The sequence below is a fragment of the Moorella mulderi DSM 14980 genome, assembly GCF_001594015.1.
Classification (GTDB): domain Bacteria; phylum Bacillota; class DSM-521; order Neomoorellales; family Neomoorellaceae; genus Neomoorella; species Neomoorella mulderi.
On the sequence record NZ_LTBC01000003.1, the window covers coordinates 115,382 to 131,278 of the forward strand.

19 protein-coding genes are annotated in these 15,897 nt (G+C 56.8%); 1 reads left to right on the plus strand and 18 read right to left on the minus strand.

Annotated elements, in window-relative coordinates; genetic code table 11:
* Positions 1-795 (minus strand): bifunctional hydroxymethylpyrimidine kinase/phosphomethylpyrimidine kinase, encoded by a 795-nt coding sequence (gene thiD, locus MOMUL_RS05710; RefSeq protein WP_062282708.1) that lies wholly within the window; start codon positions 793-795, stop codon positions 1-3.
* Between the two features lie 176 nt (positions 796-971).
* On the opposite strand from thiD, the gene MOMUL_RS05715 reads away from it, so the two are divergent.
* On the plus strand, positions 972-1,175 hold the full coding sequence (locus MOMUL_RS05715) for a DUF1540 domain-containing protein (RefSeq protein ID WP_062282710.1): 204 nt from the start codon (positions 972-974) through the stop codon (positions 1,173-1,175).
* On the opposite strand, the gene MOMUL_RS05720 is transcribed toward MOMUL_RS05715, so the two are convergent.
* The 17 genes from MOMUL_RS05720 to ftsZ form a co-directional block, all read right to left on the minus strand.
* On the minus strand, positions 1,166-1,921 hold the full coding sequence (locus MOMUL_RS05720) for a TraR/DksA C4-type zinc finger protein (protein ID WP_062282713.1): 756 nt from the start codon (positions 1,919-1,921) through the stop codon (positions 1,166-1,168). The genes MOMUL_RS05715 and MOMUL_RS05720 overlap by 10 nt on opposite strands.
* A gap of 16 nt (positions 1,922-1,937) precedes the next feature.
* Complete coding sequence (locus MOMUL_RS05725; RefSeq protein WP_062283354.1) at positions 1,938-2,231, minus strand: DUF5665 domain-containing protein; 294 nt, start codon at positions 2,229-2,231, stop codon at positions 1,938-1,940.
* A 67-nt stretch (positions 2,232-2,298) separates the two neighbouring features.
* Positions 2,299-2,901, minus strand: a complete 603-nt coding sequence (pduL, locus tag MOMUL_RS05730) for a phosphate propanoyltransferase (protein ID WP_062282716.1) — start codon at positions 2,899-2,901, stop codon at positions 2,299-2,301.
* Positions 2,902-3,009: 108 nt separating this feature from the next.
* On the minus strand, positions 3,010-5,790 hold the full coding sequence (gene ileS / locus MOMUL_RS05735; protein ID WP_062282719.1) for an isoleucine--tRNA ligase: 2,781 nt from the start codon (positions 5,788-5,790) through the stop codon (positions 3,010-3,012).
* Positions 5,791-5,946: 156 nt separating this feature from the next.
* Positions 5,947-6,474, minus strand: coding sequence for a DivIVA domain-containing protein (locus tag MOMUL_RS05740; RefSeq protein ID WP_064774344.1), 528 nt, complete (start codon positions 6,472-6,474; stop codon positions 5,947-5,949).
* 12 nt (positions 6,475-6,486) lie between these two features.
* On the minus strand, positions 6,487-6,753 hold the full coding sequence (locus MOMUL_RS05745) for a YggT family protein (protein WP_054938346.1): 267 nt from the start codon (positions 6,751-6,753) through the stop codon (positions 6,487-6,489).
* A gap of 5 nt (positions 6,754-6,758) precedes the next feature.
* Positions 6,759-7,559, minus strand: a complete 801-nt coding sequence (gene proC, locus MOMUL_RS05750) for a pyrroline-5-carboxylate reductase (RefSeq protein WP_062282721.1) — start codon at positions 7,557-7,559, stop codon at positions 6,759-6,761.
* Between the two features lie 17 nt (positions 7,560-7,576).
* Positions 7,577-8,020, minus strand: a complete 444-nt coding sequence (locus MOMUL_RS05755; protein WP_062282724.1) for a cell division protein SepF — start codon at positions 8,018-8,020, stop codon at positions 7,577-7,579.
* A gap of 27 nt (positions 8,021-8,047) precedes the next feature.
* Positions 8,048-8,734 (minus strand): YggS family pyridoxal phosphate-dependent enzyme, encoded by a 687-nt coding sequence (locus tag MOMUL_RS05760; protein ID WP_062282727.1) that lies wholly within the window; start codon positions 8,732-8,734, stop codon positions 8,048-8,050.
* Between the two features lie 91 nt (positions 8,735-8,825).
* Entirely contained in the window at positions 8,826-9,797 is a 972-nt protein-coding gene (locus tag MOMUL_RS05765) for a biotin/lipoyl attachment domain-containing protein (protein ID WP_062282730.1), read from the minus strand.
* Positions 9,798-9,802: 5 nt separating this feature from the next.
* Entirely contained in the window at positions 9,803-10,624 is an 822-nt protein-coding gene (gene pgeF / locus MOMUL_RS05770) for a peptidoglycan editing factor PgeF (RefSeq protein WP_062282734.1), read from the minus strand.
* A gap of 45 nt (positions 10,625-10,669) precedes the next feature.
* A complete protein-coding gene (locus MOMUL_RS05775) occupies positions 10,670-10,939 on the minus strand; it encodes a PRC-barrel domain-containing protein (protein WP_062282737.1) in 270 nt (89 codons plus the stop codon).
* Between the two features lie 104 nt (positions 10,940-11,043).
* Positions 11,044-11,661, minus strand: coding sequence for a stage II sporulation protein R (spoIIR, locus tag MOMUL_RS05780; protein WP_062282740.1), 618 nt, complete (start codon positions 11,659-11,661; stop codon positions 11,044-11,046).
* Positions 11,662-11,696: 35 nt separating this feature from the next.
* Positions 11,697-12,467 (minus strand): RNA polymerase sporulation sigma factor SigG, encoded by a 771-nt coding sequence (gene sigG / locus MOMUL_RS05785; RefSeq protein ID WP_201786479.1) that lies wholly within the window; start codon positions 12,465-12,467, stop codon positions 11,697-11,699.
* A 402-nt stretch (positions 12,468-12,869) separates the two neighbouring features.
* Entirely contained in the window at positions 12,870-13,598 is a 729-nt protein-coding gene (gene sigE / locus MOMUL_RS05790) for an RNA polymerase sporulation sigma factor SigE (protein ID WP_054938355.1), read from the minus strand.
* Positions 13,599-13,610: 12 nt separating this feature from the next.
* Positions 13,611-14,525: a sigma-E processing peptidase SpoIIGA gene (gene spoIIGA, locus MOMUL_RS05795; protein WP_062282745.1), complete on the minus strand. Its 915-nt coding sequence runs from the start codon at positions 14,523-14,525 to the stop codon at positions 13,611-13,613.
* A gap of 300 nt (positions 14,526-14,825) precedes the next feature.
* A complete protein-coding gene (gene ftsZ, locus MOMUL_RS05800) occupies positions 14,826-15,887 on the minus strand; it encodes a cell division protein FtsZ (protein WP_062282746.1) in 1,062 nt (353 codons plus the stop codon).
* Positions 15,888-15,897 lie beyond the last annotated feature (10 nt).

The following is a 15,897-nucleotide window of genomic DNA, read 5'->3' on the forward strand; positions in this document are numbered from 1 at the left end:
TCAATCCCCCCAGGAATAATAAGGTGCCAGGTGGTGCACCGGCCCGTAGCCTTGACCTACGGCCCGGGCCTGGCTGATGGCCGTGTGGATATACTCCTTGGCTTCCGCTATCGCTGCGGGTACCGTCAAACCCCGAGCCAGGAAAGCGGCGATGGCTGCCGACAGGGTACAGCCCGTCCCGTGAGTGTGGCGGTTATCCAGGCGGGGAGCGGTAAAACGCCGGACTTCCCGGCCATCAAAGAGAATATCAGTTGCCGCGCCGGCCAGGTGCCCTCCCTTTACTAAAACATAGGGTACACCCAGGTCATGTAACTCCCGGGCCGCTGCTACCATCTCATCTTCACTGGTAATCTCGCGCCCCGCCAGCACGCTGGCCTCATCCAGGTTGGGGGTAACGACCAGGGCGAGGGGCAGCAGTTTTTCCTTCAAAGCCTGGCGGGCTTCCCGGGCCAGCAGGAGATCGCCGCTCTTAGCCACCATGACCGGGTCAATGACCAGGTTCTTTACCCCGTACTCCTTCACCTTGGCGGCTACGACTTCGATTATACCGGCATTGGCCAGCATCCCGGTTTTGGCGGCGCCGGCACCGATATCGCTTAAAACGGCATCCAGCTGCCGGCCGACGAACTCCGGCGGCAGGTCGAAGGTCCCCTGCACCCCCAGGGTATTCTGGGCCGTCACGGAAGTAATCACGCTGGTACCGTAAACTTTGAGGGCGGCAAAGGTCTTCAAGTCGGCCTGAATACCGGCCCCGCCTCCGGAATCGGATCCGGCAATGGTCAAAGCCTTGTGCATAAACTCCTCTCCCCTTCTTTCTCGTTCTCTATCATACCACGTCAACTCATATGGGTAAACTACTTTTGGAGCGAGGGAGCTTTTACCGGCCCTGCCTGGCGGTCCGCGAGGACTTTGGTGCGGGCCAGGCAATGCCGGCCTGGGACAAAATTATTGGCGAAAGAAGGTGATTTAATTTGCCCCGCATACCCTGTGAGGTAGATATCTGTGTCCACCATGATGGTGCCGGTTACTGCAAGCTGGAAACCATCCACATCACCAGGAACGGCCTGGATACCAACTGCGGCGATTTTGAACGGTTGCTGCCGGAAGAAGACACCACCACCGTATTCTCCTTCCGGAAGCCCAATGATACCCGGGAAACTATACCCTATGACTGACTATCTTTTTCGTCCCTATCCCGCACCACCCGGTCCCAGCCGGCATCGCCAATTACCTTTTCCGCCGGGGACCCTTCATCATTAATGTAGGCTCCGGTATCTTCATAAAATATGCCGTCGGCACCTTTAAAATAAGGGATGCCTTCTACCGGCTCAACATAACCCTGGTCTTCATCCAGGTCCAGGGGGCCAAAGTAGGCGCCGCTGCGGGATTCCGAAGCGTGTTCAATAGTCCGGGCCAGGTCCTGCCAGGTGTCTTCACCGTCATACATGATGGCTTCTTCCTCATCCGGGTGTTTTTGATACGGGTCAGAGAACTGGCCGCCAAAGGGAGGCAAGATGACCTGCTCTTCAATGGGGCGCCGGTTAATGTCTCCTGCCCCTTCCATTTTTTGGCGGCACTCCAGGCACAGGGTAGTTTCCGGGATGGCCTCCAGCCGTTCCCGGGGTATCTCCCGCCCGCACAACCGGCAGTAGCCGTAGGTCCCATCCTGGATGCTTTCCAGAGCATCGTCTATCTTTTGCAGCTGAATGCGGGCGTTGTCCCTCAAGGCCAGGTCTTTGCTGCGCTCGAATTCTTCACTACCGAGATCTGCCGGGTGGTTATCATAGCGGGAAAGCTCCTGGGTGGACTCCAGCAGGGATTCCCGCAATCCCCCGCTATTAAAGGTATCTATTTGTTCTTCCAGCCTTTTCTTTTCCTCCAGCAATTTCCGGCGAAAATGCTCCAGGGATTTTGCATCCATATTAAAGCCTCCCAGTTTAATAAACCTCCTGCTGGACCATGCGGACAATTTCCGCAATGAGTTTGCCGATGACCGGCAGGTTGAGCAGGGCCAGTTCACGGATGATGTAGATCACAATGGCGCCCAGGATGGCAAAACCCACGGCTATACCTAGGCCCCTGGCTACCCCGGCGGCAAAGTTCAGGTACAGGAGCCGCCAGGGCCGGCGGTAGAGTTCTATCCACTCGGCGATGCTGGCTTTTTCTATGGCGGTTATTAATTGCTGCACCTTTTCGGCCAGAAAAACGGCTGTCTTTTCATTACCAACCAAAAGGGTTTGCTCCTCCGAAAAAAACTCCTTTATAGCTTTCCCAGTCTCCAAAACAAAAAATCCTGCATCAGGGACGCAGGATTTTGACTTTATCGCCGCCGGACAGCAGGGCGGCATTGGCTTCATCGGTATCCAGGTGCAGCTCCAGGCGGTAGTGGGGGCTGGTCCGGATAATAACGTTATCTAAGATCATGCCCCTTATACCGGGCACCCAGACCCGGACCAGCTGGTCGTCATGGAGGTGGAGGGCCTTAGCCCGGTCTTCTTCCATATGGATGTGGCGGGCCGCTAAGATAACCCCCCGGGGCAGGTTGATGGCTCCGGCCGGCCCGACCACCGCGATGCCAGGCGTATCAGCCAGGTCGCCGGATTCCCTTACTGGCGGCTTTAGTCCCAGGCGGAAGCCGTCGGTCATGGCTATTTCCACCTGGGAGTAGGGCCGTAGCGGCCCCAGGACCCGGACCCCCTCCAGGACGCCACGGGGACCGACGATGGTCACCGTCTCCCTGGCGGCAAATTCCCCGGGCTGGCTGAGTTCCCGGTAGACTGTCAGTTCATAGCCGCGGCCAAAAAGGGCGTCGAGATCCTCCCGGCAGAGATGGATATGGCGACCAGAAACCCCCACCGGAACTTCCACGGGCAAAAAGTCTTCTGCCTGGAATAGCCTCACCGTCCCTGCCCATCCTTTCCTGGTTATTACTTCCCCCTGGAATGATATAGTAGCAAGTTACAGGCTTTTTTAGTATGGCCAACTCCTCCGTTTTTATGGCTGGTTCTTTTAAGCCTGGCGCAAAACAGCAGCACAGCGCTTGCACAGGGTGGGATGGTCGGTGTCCCGGCCCACGGTGGGGCTGACCATCCAGCAGCGTTCACATTTTTCACCAGGAGCCATCTCGACCAGAACCTTGAGACCCGGGAGGTCCTCGGCGGCAAAGGCAGTGGCCGGAGCCTCTTCCCCCGGGGAATGTAAAACTGCCAGGGAAACAATAAAGATGGTTGCCAGCTCCTCTTCCAGGGGCTGGAGGAACCGGTACAGCCCGCTATCAGGGTAAAGGTGGACGGCGGCGTTTAAGGAATTGCCCAGGCCCTGCTCCTGGCGGGCTCGTTCCAGGGCACGGGTAACAACATCACGCACCTGTAAAATTTTATCCCAGCGGGCCTGCAACTCGTCATCCAGGTATTCATCCTGCACCTGCGGCCAGCCGGCCAGCTGGACGCTGACGGGCTTGCCGGGGGTTGCCGGCAGGTAACGCCAGATTTCTTCCGTGGTAAAGGCGAGTATCGGCGTTAACAACCGCACCAGGACGTTAATGGTTTCATAAAGCACCGTCTGGGCCGAACGCCGCCCTCGGGAAGCGGCCGGCCAGGTATAGAGGCGGTCCTTGATGATATCCAGGTAGACGGCACTTAAATCGACGGCGCAGAAATTGTGGATGGTATGGTAGACCACGTGGAACTCATAATCTTCATAGGCTTGCGTGACCCTGCCCACCAGGCGCTGGAGTTTATCCATGGCCCAGCGGTCTATTTCCAGCATTTCCTCCCGGCTTATTCTATCTTTTTCGGGATCATAATCGTAAAGGTTGGCCAGCAGGAACCGGCAGGTATTGCGGATTTTGCGGTACGCCTCCGTAAGCTGCTGCATGATGCCGGGTGAAGCAGCTACATCCCGCCGGTAGTCGGCCGAAGCCACCCACAGGCGCAGGACATCGGCCCCCTTTTCCCGGATGACATCCGCCGGGTCGATGCCGTTACCGAGGGACTTGGACATCTTGCGTCCTTCCTCATCTACCAGGAAGCCGTGGGTCAGCACCTGGCGGTAAGGAGCCCGACCCCGGGTGGCCACTGCCGTCGACAGGGAGGAGTTAAACCAGCCCCGGTGCTGGTCACTGCCTTCCAGGTACAGGTCGGCGGGCCAGCCCAGTTCCGGCCTGGTGGTGAGCACGGCGGCGTGGCTGGAACCGGAATCAAACCATACGTCCATGATATCCGTTTCCTTGCGGAATTCCCGGCCACCGCAGGCAGGGCATTTTAACCCTTCCGGCACCAGGTCCTGCGCTTCCCGGGCAAACCACACATTGGAACCGAATTCCCGGAAAAGTTCCTGCAAGTGGCTGATGGTGGCATCGTTGATGATTTCTTTGCCGCAGTCTACGCAGTAAAAGATGGGAATGGGCACGCCCCAGGTCCGCTGGCGGGAGATACACCAGTCGCTGCGTTCGGCCACCATGTTGTAAATGCGGTCCTCACCCCAGGCCGGGATCCATTTTACTTCTTTAATGGCTGCCAGGGCCTGCTGCCGGAAGCCGTCAATAGAAGCAAACCACTGCTCCGTAGCCCGGAAGATAACAGGATGCTTGCAGCGCCAGCAGTGGGGGTACTGGTGCTTGATAAAACTAAAATGCAGCAGAGCCCCCCTGGCTTCTAGCTCCTTGACCACAGCTTTATTGCCATCTTCAATGAACAGGCCGGCAAACTGGCCGGCTTCCGGGGTAAAGTGGCCCCGGTCATCCAGGGGCGAGAGTACCGGCAGGTTATAGCGCATACCTACTTCGTAGTCCTCCAGGCCATGGCCGGGGGCCGTGTGGACGCAACCTGTACCCTGTTCCAGGGTAACGTGTTCGCCGAGGATAACGACAGAATCCCGGTCCATAAGGGGGTTGCGACAGAGAACCCCTTCCAGTTCCGCGCCGGTGAAGGCAGCCACCACCTGGTAATCTTTAATTGCCAGCAGTTCCAAGACCTGGCGGTAAAGTTCCGCTGCCATGAGGTAGCGTTCATCCCCCACCTGGACCAGGACATACTTGAACTCCGGGTGCAGGGCAATGGCCACATTGGCCGGTAAGGTCCAGGGCGTTGTCGTCCAGATGACGATAAAACTTCCTTCCGCTTCAAAAAGACCGCGAGCATCAACCACCGGGAACTTGACATAAATGGAAGGCGAGCGCCTTTCCCCGTATTCCACCTCAGCTTCGGCCAGGGCCGTTTCGCAGTCGGTACACCAGTAAACCGGCTTGAGCCCCTTATAGATATAGCCCTTTTTGGCCATCTCGCCAAAGATGCCGATCTGGATGGCCTCGTATTCCGGCTCCAGGGTGAGATAGGGGTGTTCCCAGTCGCCCCGGACGCCCAGGCGCTTGAATTCCTCCCGCTGGATGTTGACGTATTTTAAGGCGTAATCGCGACAGCGGTTGCGGAACTCGACGACATCGATGGCGCGGCGGTTGAGCCCCAGGTCCTTAATGGCCTGCTGCTCAATGGGCAGGCCGTGGGTATCCCACCCCGGCACATAGGGGGCATCGTAGCCGTTCATAGAGTGATATTTAACAATGATGTCTTTGAGGATTTTATTTAAAGTATGCCCCAGGTGGATATGGCCGTTGGCATAGGGCGGCCCGTCATGGAGAATAAATTTGGGCTTACCTTTGTTGGCTTCCTGGACCTGCCGGTAAATATCGTGTTCTTCCCAGAATTTGAGGATCTCCGGCTCCCGCTGGGGCAGGTTGGCCCGCATGGGGAAATCGGTCCGGGGAAGATTCAGCGTTTTGCTATAATCCACTTAGCGTCGTCACTCCTTGAATTCCTTTAAAATCCGGCCTCGCTCTGCGGCGAAACCTGCAGCCACTTCGCCGCTCAGGTAGCACTTGCCATTGCTTTTGCCTTATGAGAAGGTACTTTCGCGGCTTACCTATCATTTCTCAAATTATATCCATATTTAGAGCCCAGGATCAAGGCCGGGCCCGGTCTTTTCTGTTTCTCCTGTATCCCCAGCCGGTTGCGCCTCGGAAACGGCGGTGGCTGCCGCTTCTTCCGTGGCCAGGAGTTCCAGCTGGGCCTGGAGGAAGGAACGCAGGCGCATCTTAAAGGCTGCGGCCCTGGCTTCCAGGTCGCTCTGGTAGCGCTCGGCCTTTTCCACCTGCAGCCGGGCCTGGTTTAAAATCTCCCGGGCTTTATTCTCCGCCTCCTGGACAATCAGGCTCGCTTCCCGCTGGGCGTTCTGGCGCATCTCATCGGCCGTTTGCTGGGCCATGACCAGGGCATCCTTGAGGGTTTGTTCCAGGCGGGCATAGCGTTCCAGTTCCTCTGTCAGGCGCAGGTTTTTTTCCCGCAACTCCTGGTTTTCCCGGAAGACCTGGCCGTAGTCCCTTAAGACCTGCTCCAGGAATTCATCAACCTCTTCGCAGCTGTAGCCGCGAAAAGACCGGTGGAATTCTTTTTTGTTGATATCCAGGGGTGTCAGCATTGTGTCCCTCTCCTATCCCAGGCGCAGAATAAAACTGATGAGCAGGCGTTCAACCAGCTGTAAAACCAGGACGGCGATAATGGGGGAAAAGTCAATGGGGATACTGGTCCGCGGCATGAGGCGGCGAAAGGGGGCCAGGACCGGTTCTGTAACTTCGTAAATAAAACGCATAACGGGGTGATAGGGGTCATGGGGAAACCAGGATATGAGGATGCGGGCAATAATCAGCCAGTTTAACACCTCAAAGGCGACTCGAATTAAGATTGCTAAAGTTGGCATGAACTCTACTCCTTACTTAAACTCTCGGCCCGGAGGGTGGCTGCCTCCACCGCACGGATGATGGCTCCCCGCATACCCCGGTCTTCCAGGACGGCCAGGCCGGCGATGGTGGTTCCCGCCGGCGAAGTTACTTTATCCTTCAGGACCCCCGGGTGCTCGCCGGTGGCCAGCACCATCCGCGCCGCTCCCAGGACGGTTTGGGCCGCCAGTTCTAAAGCCACCGGCCGGGTAAGCCCCTGGCGCACGCCGCCGTCGGCCAGGGCTTCAATAAGCATATAAATATAGGCCGGCCCGCTGCCGCTCAAACCGGTGACGGCATTGAGCTGTTCCTCCGGTAAAACCATGACCCGGCCGACAGAGCAGAAAATAGCCATGGCCTTCTCCAGGGCTTCCGGCCGGACAAATTTGTTGGCCGCCAGGGCAGTCATACCCTCCCCTACCAGGGCCGGAGTATTGGGCACCACCCGCACTACTGGCACTTCCCCAAGGTAAGATGCCAGCCTGGCCAGGGTAACGCCGGCAATGATGGAGATTACCAGTTTTTCCTTCCCGACTTGAAGGCCACCCAGGGCCTCCTTCACGTTCTGGGGTTTGACGGCCAGGATGATGATATCCGCCTTTCTTACCAGCTCTTCCCTGCCGGTCATGGCCTGCAAGCCATAAGTTTGCTCCAGTTCCTGTAGCCTTTCCCGCCGGATATCGTAAACTAGGATTCTCTCCGGAGGTACCTGCCGGCTCTGCACCAGGCCACGAATCAGCGCCTCGCCCATGGCCCCGGCGCCCAAAAAGCCAATATTACCCTCCATAAATAAGCCCCCCCTGATTACTTGCGGCCGGCTGCTTCCAGCCAGTTGATACCGCCTGCCACCTGATCTTCCAGGTCACCGCTCAAATCAATATTGCTGGAGGTAAATAAAAAGATGCCGCTCGTCACCCGGCGCACCCGCCCGCCCAGGGCATAGGTAGCACCACTTAAAAAGTCGATAATCCGCCTGGCCTCATCAACCGGCAGGGCTTCTACGTTGACAATTACCGGCCGGTAGTTTTTCAGGTTCTCCGCTAAGTTTGCCGCCTGGTCAAAGGACTGGGGCCGGGCGATTACCAAGCGCAGGGTCTGGCGTGCTGTCGGTAAGCTTACCAGCTTAGCTTTCCCGGTGTTAGGAGGGGTTGGGCGCAATTCCGGTTCCTTGACCAGGTTGTCTGTAACCGGGGCATCCTCTTCATGGCCGTAACCCAGCCAGTTGAGCAAACCATCCCAGAAAGCCATTTTTGTTGCACCTCCGCCATAGCTTTATTATCCCCGGGTACCAAAGATGGCCGTGCCAATTCTCACCAGATTGGCACCTTCTTCAATGGCTACTTCAAAATCGTTGGTCATACCCATGGAAAGGTAACGCATGTCCACCCCCGGCAGGTGCAGGGCTTCCACTTCCCGTCGTAACTCTGCCAGCCGGCGGAAAACAGGCCGCACCTCTTCGGCATCCTTTACCAGGGGAGCTACTGTCATCAGGCCCAGAAGGCGGAGGCCTGTAAACCCCGTGATTTCCCGGACGAAGGGGATTACCGCTTCAGGTGCCAGGCCAAATTTACTCTCCTCCCCGGCCACATTAACCTCCAGGAGGATATTAACCCGGCGCCCGGCAGCCGTGGCCCGCCTGTCCAGTTCCCGGGCCAGTTCCAGGCTGTCAACAGAATGGATCAGGCACACCTTATCCCATACCTGGCGGGCTTTATTGCGCTGGAGATGACCGATCAGGTGCCAGTTGACACCGGTTATGTAGGGCTGCTTGGCCAGGAGTTCCTGGACCCGGTTTTCCCCCAGGTTTTTGAGACCTAAACTTACGGCCTCCTGGATGCGCTCCGGGGGAATGGTTTTCGTCACCGCCACCAGGGTTATCTCTTCCGGCCGCCGCCCGCTGCGGTGAGCGGCCGCGGCCATCCTTTCCCGTACCAGGGCGATATTTTCTGCCAGGTTAACCATCTTTTTTCCTCCGCCAATCCTCTATAATTTCTACATCTTTATATTAAATCCTGCTACAATTTGAGAAGTGGGAAGTAAGATGTGGAGGTCTCTATTCCCGCAGCCACCGGACCAGACCAGGGGTGACAACCACTTCCGTCCCGGCTTCCAGGCCCCGGACGGCCACCCTGTCCCCTACCTGGCCTTCAATGCTAACCGGCTGCCATTTGATCCCCCGGTCCCCCAGGAGGTAGACCCCCTTTGCTCCCCCTGGCCCGCTACTCAAAGCAGCAGCCGGTAATATTATCCCCCGGTAACGGTTCAATACCGCAGCTACTTCCAGCCGGCGGGGTTTAAGCCAGCGCTCGTCCCAGGAGGCAATGGTCATGAGGACGGCCTTCTGCCGGCCTTCATCCTGCAACCGGGTAATGCTGGCCCGGACCTCGTCCCCGGACCCCGGCAATTTAAGATTTACCCTTTTGCCTGCCTGCCAGCCGGCGGGGAAATCTTCCAGGGGGGCATATACGGCCAGGGGAGCCAGGTTGTTGACCAGGCGGCCGATGGCCGTACCGGCTTTAATCTGGCCCTCAGCCGTCACCGGGCCGGCCAGTTCCACCAGGCGCTTTAGTTCCTGGTAATTGATATTGCCCAGGCTGGCCGGCTGCAGGGCCTTTTCCAGGCCGTCGGTGTGGTAGGAAACCTGGCCGGGAAAGGAGGCTTTGATTTCCAGGGGACCCTGCCCTGGCGGTGCGGCTGCCACGGGTAATACCCGGGCAATGGTAGCTCCTACCGGTACCCGCTCCCCTTCTGGTACTACCGGGACTAAGGCCCCAGTGGCCGGGGCTACCAGGACCTCCTCTTCCCTGGCAATAAAAACCTCCAGGGGGAGAATATCCTCCAGGACGCCGTAATCAACCCGTTCGACCTTTAAAAAATGCCAGGCAATGGCCTTAAAGACCTGCTGGAAACCCAGCCAGGCCGCCAGGGCAAAAAGCATCAAGCCCAGGACCGGCAAGATAAAACGCCCCCGCCGCCGGCGTTGCCGTGGCCGGGCCGGGAGGGCTGGATTATAAGCTGGCCTCATAATATCTACCTCAAGAGGGATAATAATGCTGCCTGGCGCCCGGTAGGGCCACCGGCCGCCCGGTAAGAGAAAAAGGTGCCGGCCCGGCAGCAGGTACAGAGACCGGCACTGGTAATATGCTCCGGCTTTAGTCCTGCGGCCAGGAGTTCCAGGTAGTTGGCCCGGGGAAGGTCCAGGCGGTAGTGGCCGGGCCCGTCGGGCGTTAAAACTTCGCCGGCCCAGGGGAGATGCTCCTTGACTGCCCCCGCCACCCGGTTATCTACCTGGTAGCAGCAGGGCCCGATGGCCGGCCCGATGGCTGCCAGGAGGTCATTAGGGTTGCTGTTAAATTCTGCAGCCATCCTGGCCACTACCTGGGTCCCCACCTGTAAGACCGTACCCTTCCAGCCGGCGTGGGCCAGGCCTATAACACCCCTTACCGGGTCCACCAGGTAAAGGGGTACGCAGTCGGCAAAAAAGGCCACCAGGGTAACCCCCGGTGCAGCGGTCACCAGAGCATCAACACCCGGTAGGGCCGTAGCCAATTCCGCGGCACCCCGGCCGGTATCCTGCCGTCCCACCAGGGCCACCCTGTTACCATGGACTTGCTCGCCGATAACCCAGTCCTCCAGGGGCAGATCCAGGGCCGTTGCCAGCAAGCGCCTGTTAGCCAGTACTGCTGCCGGTTCATCGCCCACATGTAAGCCCAGGTTTAAGCCGGTATAGGGTGGCCGGCTGACACCCCCTGCACGGGTGCTATAAAAAGCCTTTACCGGCGCCTGCTCTTCTAAAAAGGCAACCCGCCAGAGGCTCATCCCTTCCCTGTTCTCCCTGATAAAGGGCGCCAAAGAAAACCACCCCTGGCCTTTATTATACCATAAGGTGGCGCCGTCTTAAGCCTTTTCCCGGTGCACAGGGGACGTAAAGCTATAACTTTCTACCAGGATAACGTCAATTCCTACTTTAACTACGTTTTCCCAGGGAATGATTAAATCTTCGTCCCGGCCAAAAAAGAAAAAAAACCTGCCTCCCTGTCCAGGTACGATTAAAGCCTTTACCCGTCCGGCCTCCAGGTCCAGGTCAATATCTTTGATTGTCCCCAGCCGCCGCCCGTCAATGACATTGATTACCTCCCGCTGGCGCAGTTCGGTCACCCGGATCACGGTCACCACCTCCGGCTGTAGCCCGGGGTTTTCCCTGTTATATTAAATTATATGACCTGGATAGGACCTGAAGGCCAAAAAAGAAAAAAACCAGCGTTGCTGGTTTAAGGCCATAATCCCGCCAGGCGGTGGCGTGAGGATTGAAATATCTCTAAGATCTTCCATCCTACCCGGATTTTTGCCTGCCCTTCCTTCCCGGCCATTACCGGCCGGCTGGTAAGGGCATCGTCATCTGCTTTACCGGCGGCATCTACCAGGCACAGGGGCGGGAACAGGACGCACCACCAGTTTTCCCCTTTACCTGCGCCAATCACCAGGCGGACGGCTTCGTACTTTCCTGCCGGGAGAGTTATATCCCCGTAAGCCCGGGTGGGGAAAGCAAAGTCACCAAATTCCGTCCTCACGGTATAATTTTGCCCTTCCCGCCGGATTTGCGCCTCGGCCGCAGCTGTAATGGCGGCCAGGTTATGACTGACCAGCTGCCTGGCGGCACCAATATCCCCGGCTGCGGCCAGGCTCCGGCCGATACTGGCCAGGACGGCGTCGCGGACATGACGTTTCAATTCCTGGTCGGCAATAGTATCGCTGTTGGCAATGACGTGGAGCCGGATTAAGTTATGGGAGTTATAGGCCGGTACTGCTACCTCCCTGCCCGTCCAGGACGCGTCCCCGCCGAGGAATAATAAGCCGGCCAGGACAAAAATTAATATAGACCTCTTCAATAAAGACACTCCTTGACACCTCTGTAAATTGGAAATCAAATATATTTGCGCATATGCTGGAGGGCGGCTTTTTCCAGCCGGGAAACCTGGGCCTGGGAGATGCCGATTTCATCGGCTACTTCCATCTGGGTTTTACCTTCAAAGAAGCGCAGGGATAAAATCAGGCGCTCCCTGGGGGTTAATTTATTCATGGCTTCCCGGATGGCTATGCTTTCCAGCCAGCTGCCATCCTGGTTTTTTTCATCACCTATCTGGTCCATGACATAGATGGGATCGCCGCCGTCATGGTAGATGGGCTCAAAGAGGGATACCGGTTCCTGGATGGCATCCAGGGCAAAGATTACTTCTTCCTGGGGGAGATTGATTTCCCTGGCAATTTCCGTTACCGAAGGTTCCCGGGCCAGTTTATTTACCAGCACGTCCCTCACCTGAAGGGCTTTGTAGGCAATATCCCGCAAAGAGCGGCTGACCCGGATGGGATTATTATCCCGCAGGTAACGCCTGATCTCCCCGATGATCATGGGTACGGCATAGGTGGAGAACTTGACATTCTGGCTCAGGTCAAAGTTATCGATGGCCTTCATCAGGCCGATGCAGCCTACCTGGAAAAGGTCGTCGACATACTCGCCCCGGTTGGTAAAGCGCTGGATGACGCTCAGGACCAGGCGTAAATTGCCTTTAATGAGCTTTTCCCGGGCCTCCGGTTCCCCCTTTTGCATGGCCTCAAAAAGCTGCCGCATCTCCTCGCTTGTCAGCAAGGGTAACTTGGAGGTATTCACACCGCAAATTTCTACTTTATTGAGCATCACTGGCGAGAACCCTCCTGACGGTGGCTCTGGGATAATTATTACCATGCCTCCCTGCTTTTATACCGGCCCGGCAAAAGGGCAAAATAAAGGGAGCTATTTAAGCTCCCGTGAAGTCTCGGTGGCTATTGAAGCGGTGGTGCTGTGTCCCGGAGCCGCGAATAGTGGAGCGAAGGTCAAAAGAACAGGCGAGGTGAGGTTACCGCTGCCGCCGCTTAAGGCACGCCTGAGCGTGCCTTTGAGAGGAAACAAACGTAATCTCATAGAAGGCTCATAGCTTGCGGAACCAGCAGCCTCTTCATTGGCAATCCACAGGCGGCGAGCAGCGGTCCGAACCGAGCCGTAGTTCTGTCGGCGCGTAACTTTTGAGCGGCGAGGGACACAGCACCACCAACAAGCATCTTATTCCATCCGGGCGATTTCTTTACGCAGGCGTTTGATAATCCGTTTTTCCAGGCGGGAAATGTAGGACTGGGAGATGCCCAGGATGTCGGCTACCTCCTTCTGGGTTTTTTCCACGCCGTCCAGGAGGCCAAAACGAAATTCCATGATCTTGCGCTCCCGGGCCGAGAGCTTCCGCATGGCCATCTGCAAGAGCTTGCGGTCGACCTCTTCTTCAATGGATTTATAAATAATATCATTATCAGTACCCAGGACATCGGAAAGCAAAAGCTCATTGCCGTCCCAGTCAATGTTTAACGGCTCGTCAAAGGAAACCTCGGCCCGTGTCTTATTATTGCGCCGCAGGTGCATTAAAATTTCATTTTCAATACAGCGGGAAGCATAGGTGGCCAGCTTGATGCGCTTCTTGGGGTCAAAGGTATTGACGGCTTTAATGAGGCCGATGGTACCAATGGAGACCAGGTCTTCAATCCCCACGCCGGTATTTTCAAATTTGCGGGCAATGTAGACTACCAGGCGCAGGTTGCGCTCAATAAGTACGGTTTTTACACCGGCGTCGCCGTCCTCCAGGCGCAGGAGAAGGCTCATCTCTTCATCGCTGGAAAGGGGGGGCGGCAGGGCTTCACTGCTGCCGACATAAAAAACTTCGCCCAGCCATTTCAACCTTACTACCAGGCGGCCATAAAACTCCTGGATTTTTAATTTCGCTAATATAAATAGCTGCTGCATGAGCTCTTCCCCCTAGAGGCCCATACTGAGTTGCAGCAAATCCGGGTGTAATAAGGCGCGGTAATTGCCCTCCGGCGACAGCCGCTCCCTGTATAGGCCCACAATAACATCTTTTATCTTGATCATGCGTTCATTTGTGATGACGATTACTTCATCGGGTCTAAGGCCCAGCAACATACCATGGCTCCGGCCCAGGGAATGGTATGGTAACAGGCGTAGCCTTGTCGCCCAGGGTGAACCGGCCAGGGACTTTACCAGGCTTTCCAGGTCGGCTTCCTCCTGGCTGCCGTAGTGCTCAGTAATAGCTTCCGGGAGGAGGCCCTTCAGGGCACTGTATTCTACAATAATTACCGGCCGCTGGGTAAGGGGGTCCCGCAGGCTGTTGCCGGTATCAACCAGGGCCTTTAAGGCCCGCTGCCGGCCGGCAAAGGTTATGATCACCGGCAAACGCAGCACCTGCTGCCAGAAGTTTTTTTTAAGCCAGCCTGTCCCGAGAACGGCCAGCGTCCCGGCAGCCGCCACGGCCACCAGCAGCCACGTGTAACGGATATTATGGACCAGGACCAGCGATCCCCCCATGACGGGTGTTGCCGCCTCCCCGCCGGCCAAGTAAACAGCCCCCAGCATCGCCCCACCCATGGCAAAGGCCGCCAGGTAAAAATAGACCAGGGCCTGGAGAAACCGCCGCCCGTTTAAGGGGAAAAAGGCTACCAGGACCATAATTACGGAAAATAAAATCTTGACAAGCAAGACCTGCTCCCATTCACCACCGGGAAACAGGATGATCAGGGAATAAACTGCTCCTACCGCTGCCCCGGCCAGCAGCCGCCAGCCGGTAGTTGCCAGCTGTCCCAGCCTGGCCGTCGTCCAGAGAATGAGGTAATCCATAAACAGGTTAATGGCCAGCAGGACATCTAAATAAACCACAGGTAGACCAGCCTCCCTTCCCCGGAGGTTACACTAATTATTACCATGATATGAGCATTATGGCAGTTTCATAACCATATTTATTATATAACTCTGTTATGGGAAATTTTGTCAAATGGTGGACAGAAAAAAACCTGTTACCCGGGTAACAGGTTTAAGCAACAGTACCACGCCACATGGGATGGAAAATTATGTCCTAACGGAAGGAGTAGTTTGCTGGAGAATGAAAAATGGTAAAAGGCTGGCTTTATTTGTAGCGAGCGACTTCAACCAGGGGGTTAAGCGGCCTTAGCGAAAGTATTACCTTCGCCGCAGGAAGGCCGGTATGTCCAGGTCGTCAATATTAAAGGGCTTAATGTTCAGATCCACATCACGGGCTGCTGCTGCCTCTTTCTGGGCTGCCGGCACGGCTTCAAAACCGGTAGCAATGACGGTAACGCGGATTTCATCCTTCAAGCTTTCATCAATGACGGCGCCAAAAATTATGTTCGCTTCCGGGTCGGCCGCCGCGGCCACGATTTCAGCCGCCTCATTAACTTCCAGCAGGCCCAGGTTGGTGCCCCCGGTAATGTTTAGCAGCACACCGCGGGCCCCTTCGATGGAGGTTTCCAGCAGGGGGCTGGAAATGGCCATCCGGGCTGCTTCCGCGGCCCTTTTTTCGCCGGTAGCCCTGCCTATACCCATCAGGGCCGAACCTGCATCGGACATAATGGTCTTGACATCGGCAAAATCCAGGTTAATCAATCCAGGCACAGCAATCAGGTCGGAAATGCCCTGGACTCCCTGGCGCAAAACATCATCCGCAATGCGGAAGGCCTCCAGGATAGAAGTCTGCTTGTCGGCTACCTGCAGTAACCGGTCGTTGGGGATAATAATCAGGGTGTCAACCTTTGTCTTTAACTCGGCTATACCAGCTTCGGCCTGGGTGGCCCGTTTCCGGCCTTCAAAGCTAAAGGGACGGGTGACAACACCAACAGTCAGGGCCCCGGCCTCCTTGGCGATCTGGGCCACCACCGGCGCTGCACCGGTACCCGTACCGCCCCCCATGCCGGCAGTGACAAAAACCATATCGGCCCCCTGCAGGCGCTGGGCCAGCTCTTCCCGGCTTTCTTCCGCTGCCTTTTTACCAATTTCCGGATTAGCCCCCGCCCCCAGGCCTTTGGTCAACTTGGCCCCAATCTGGATCTTTTGTTCTGCCTGGCAAAGGCGCAGGGCCTGGGCATCCGTATTAACGCTGATAAATTCTACTCCCCGCAGGCCGGCAGCAATCATCCGGTTAACGGCGTTATTGCCGCCTCCACCTACTCCCACCACCTTAATGGTAGCAAATTGATTGAGATCGCCATCCTCAAATTCCAGCACCCGGAACTCC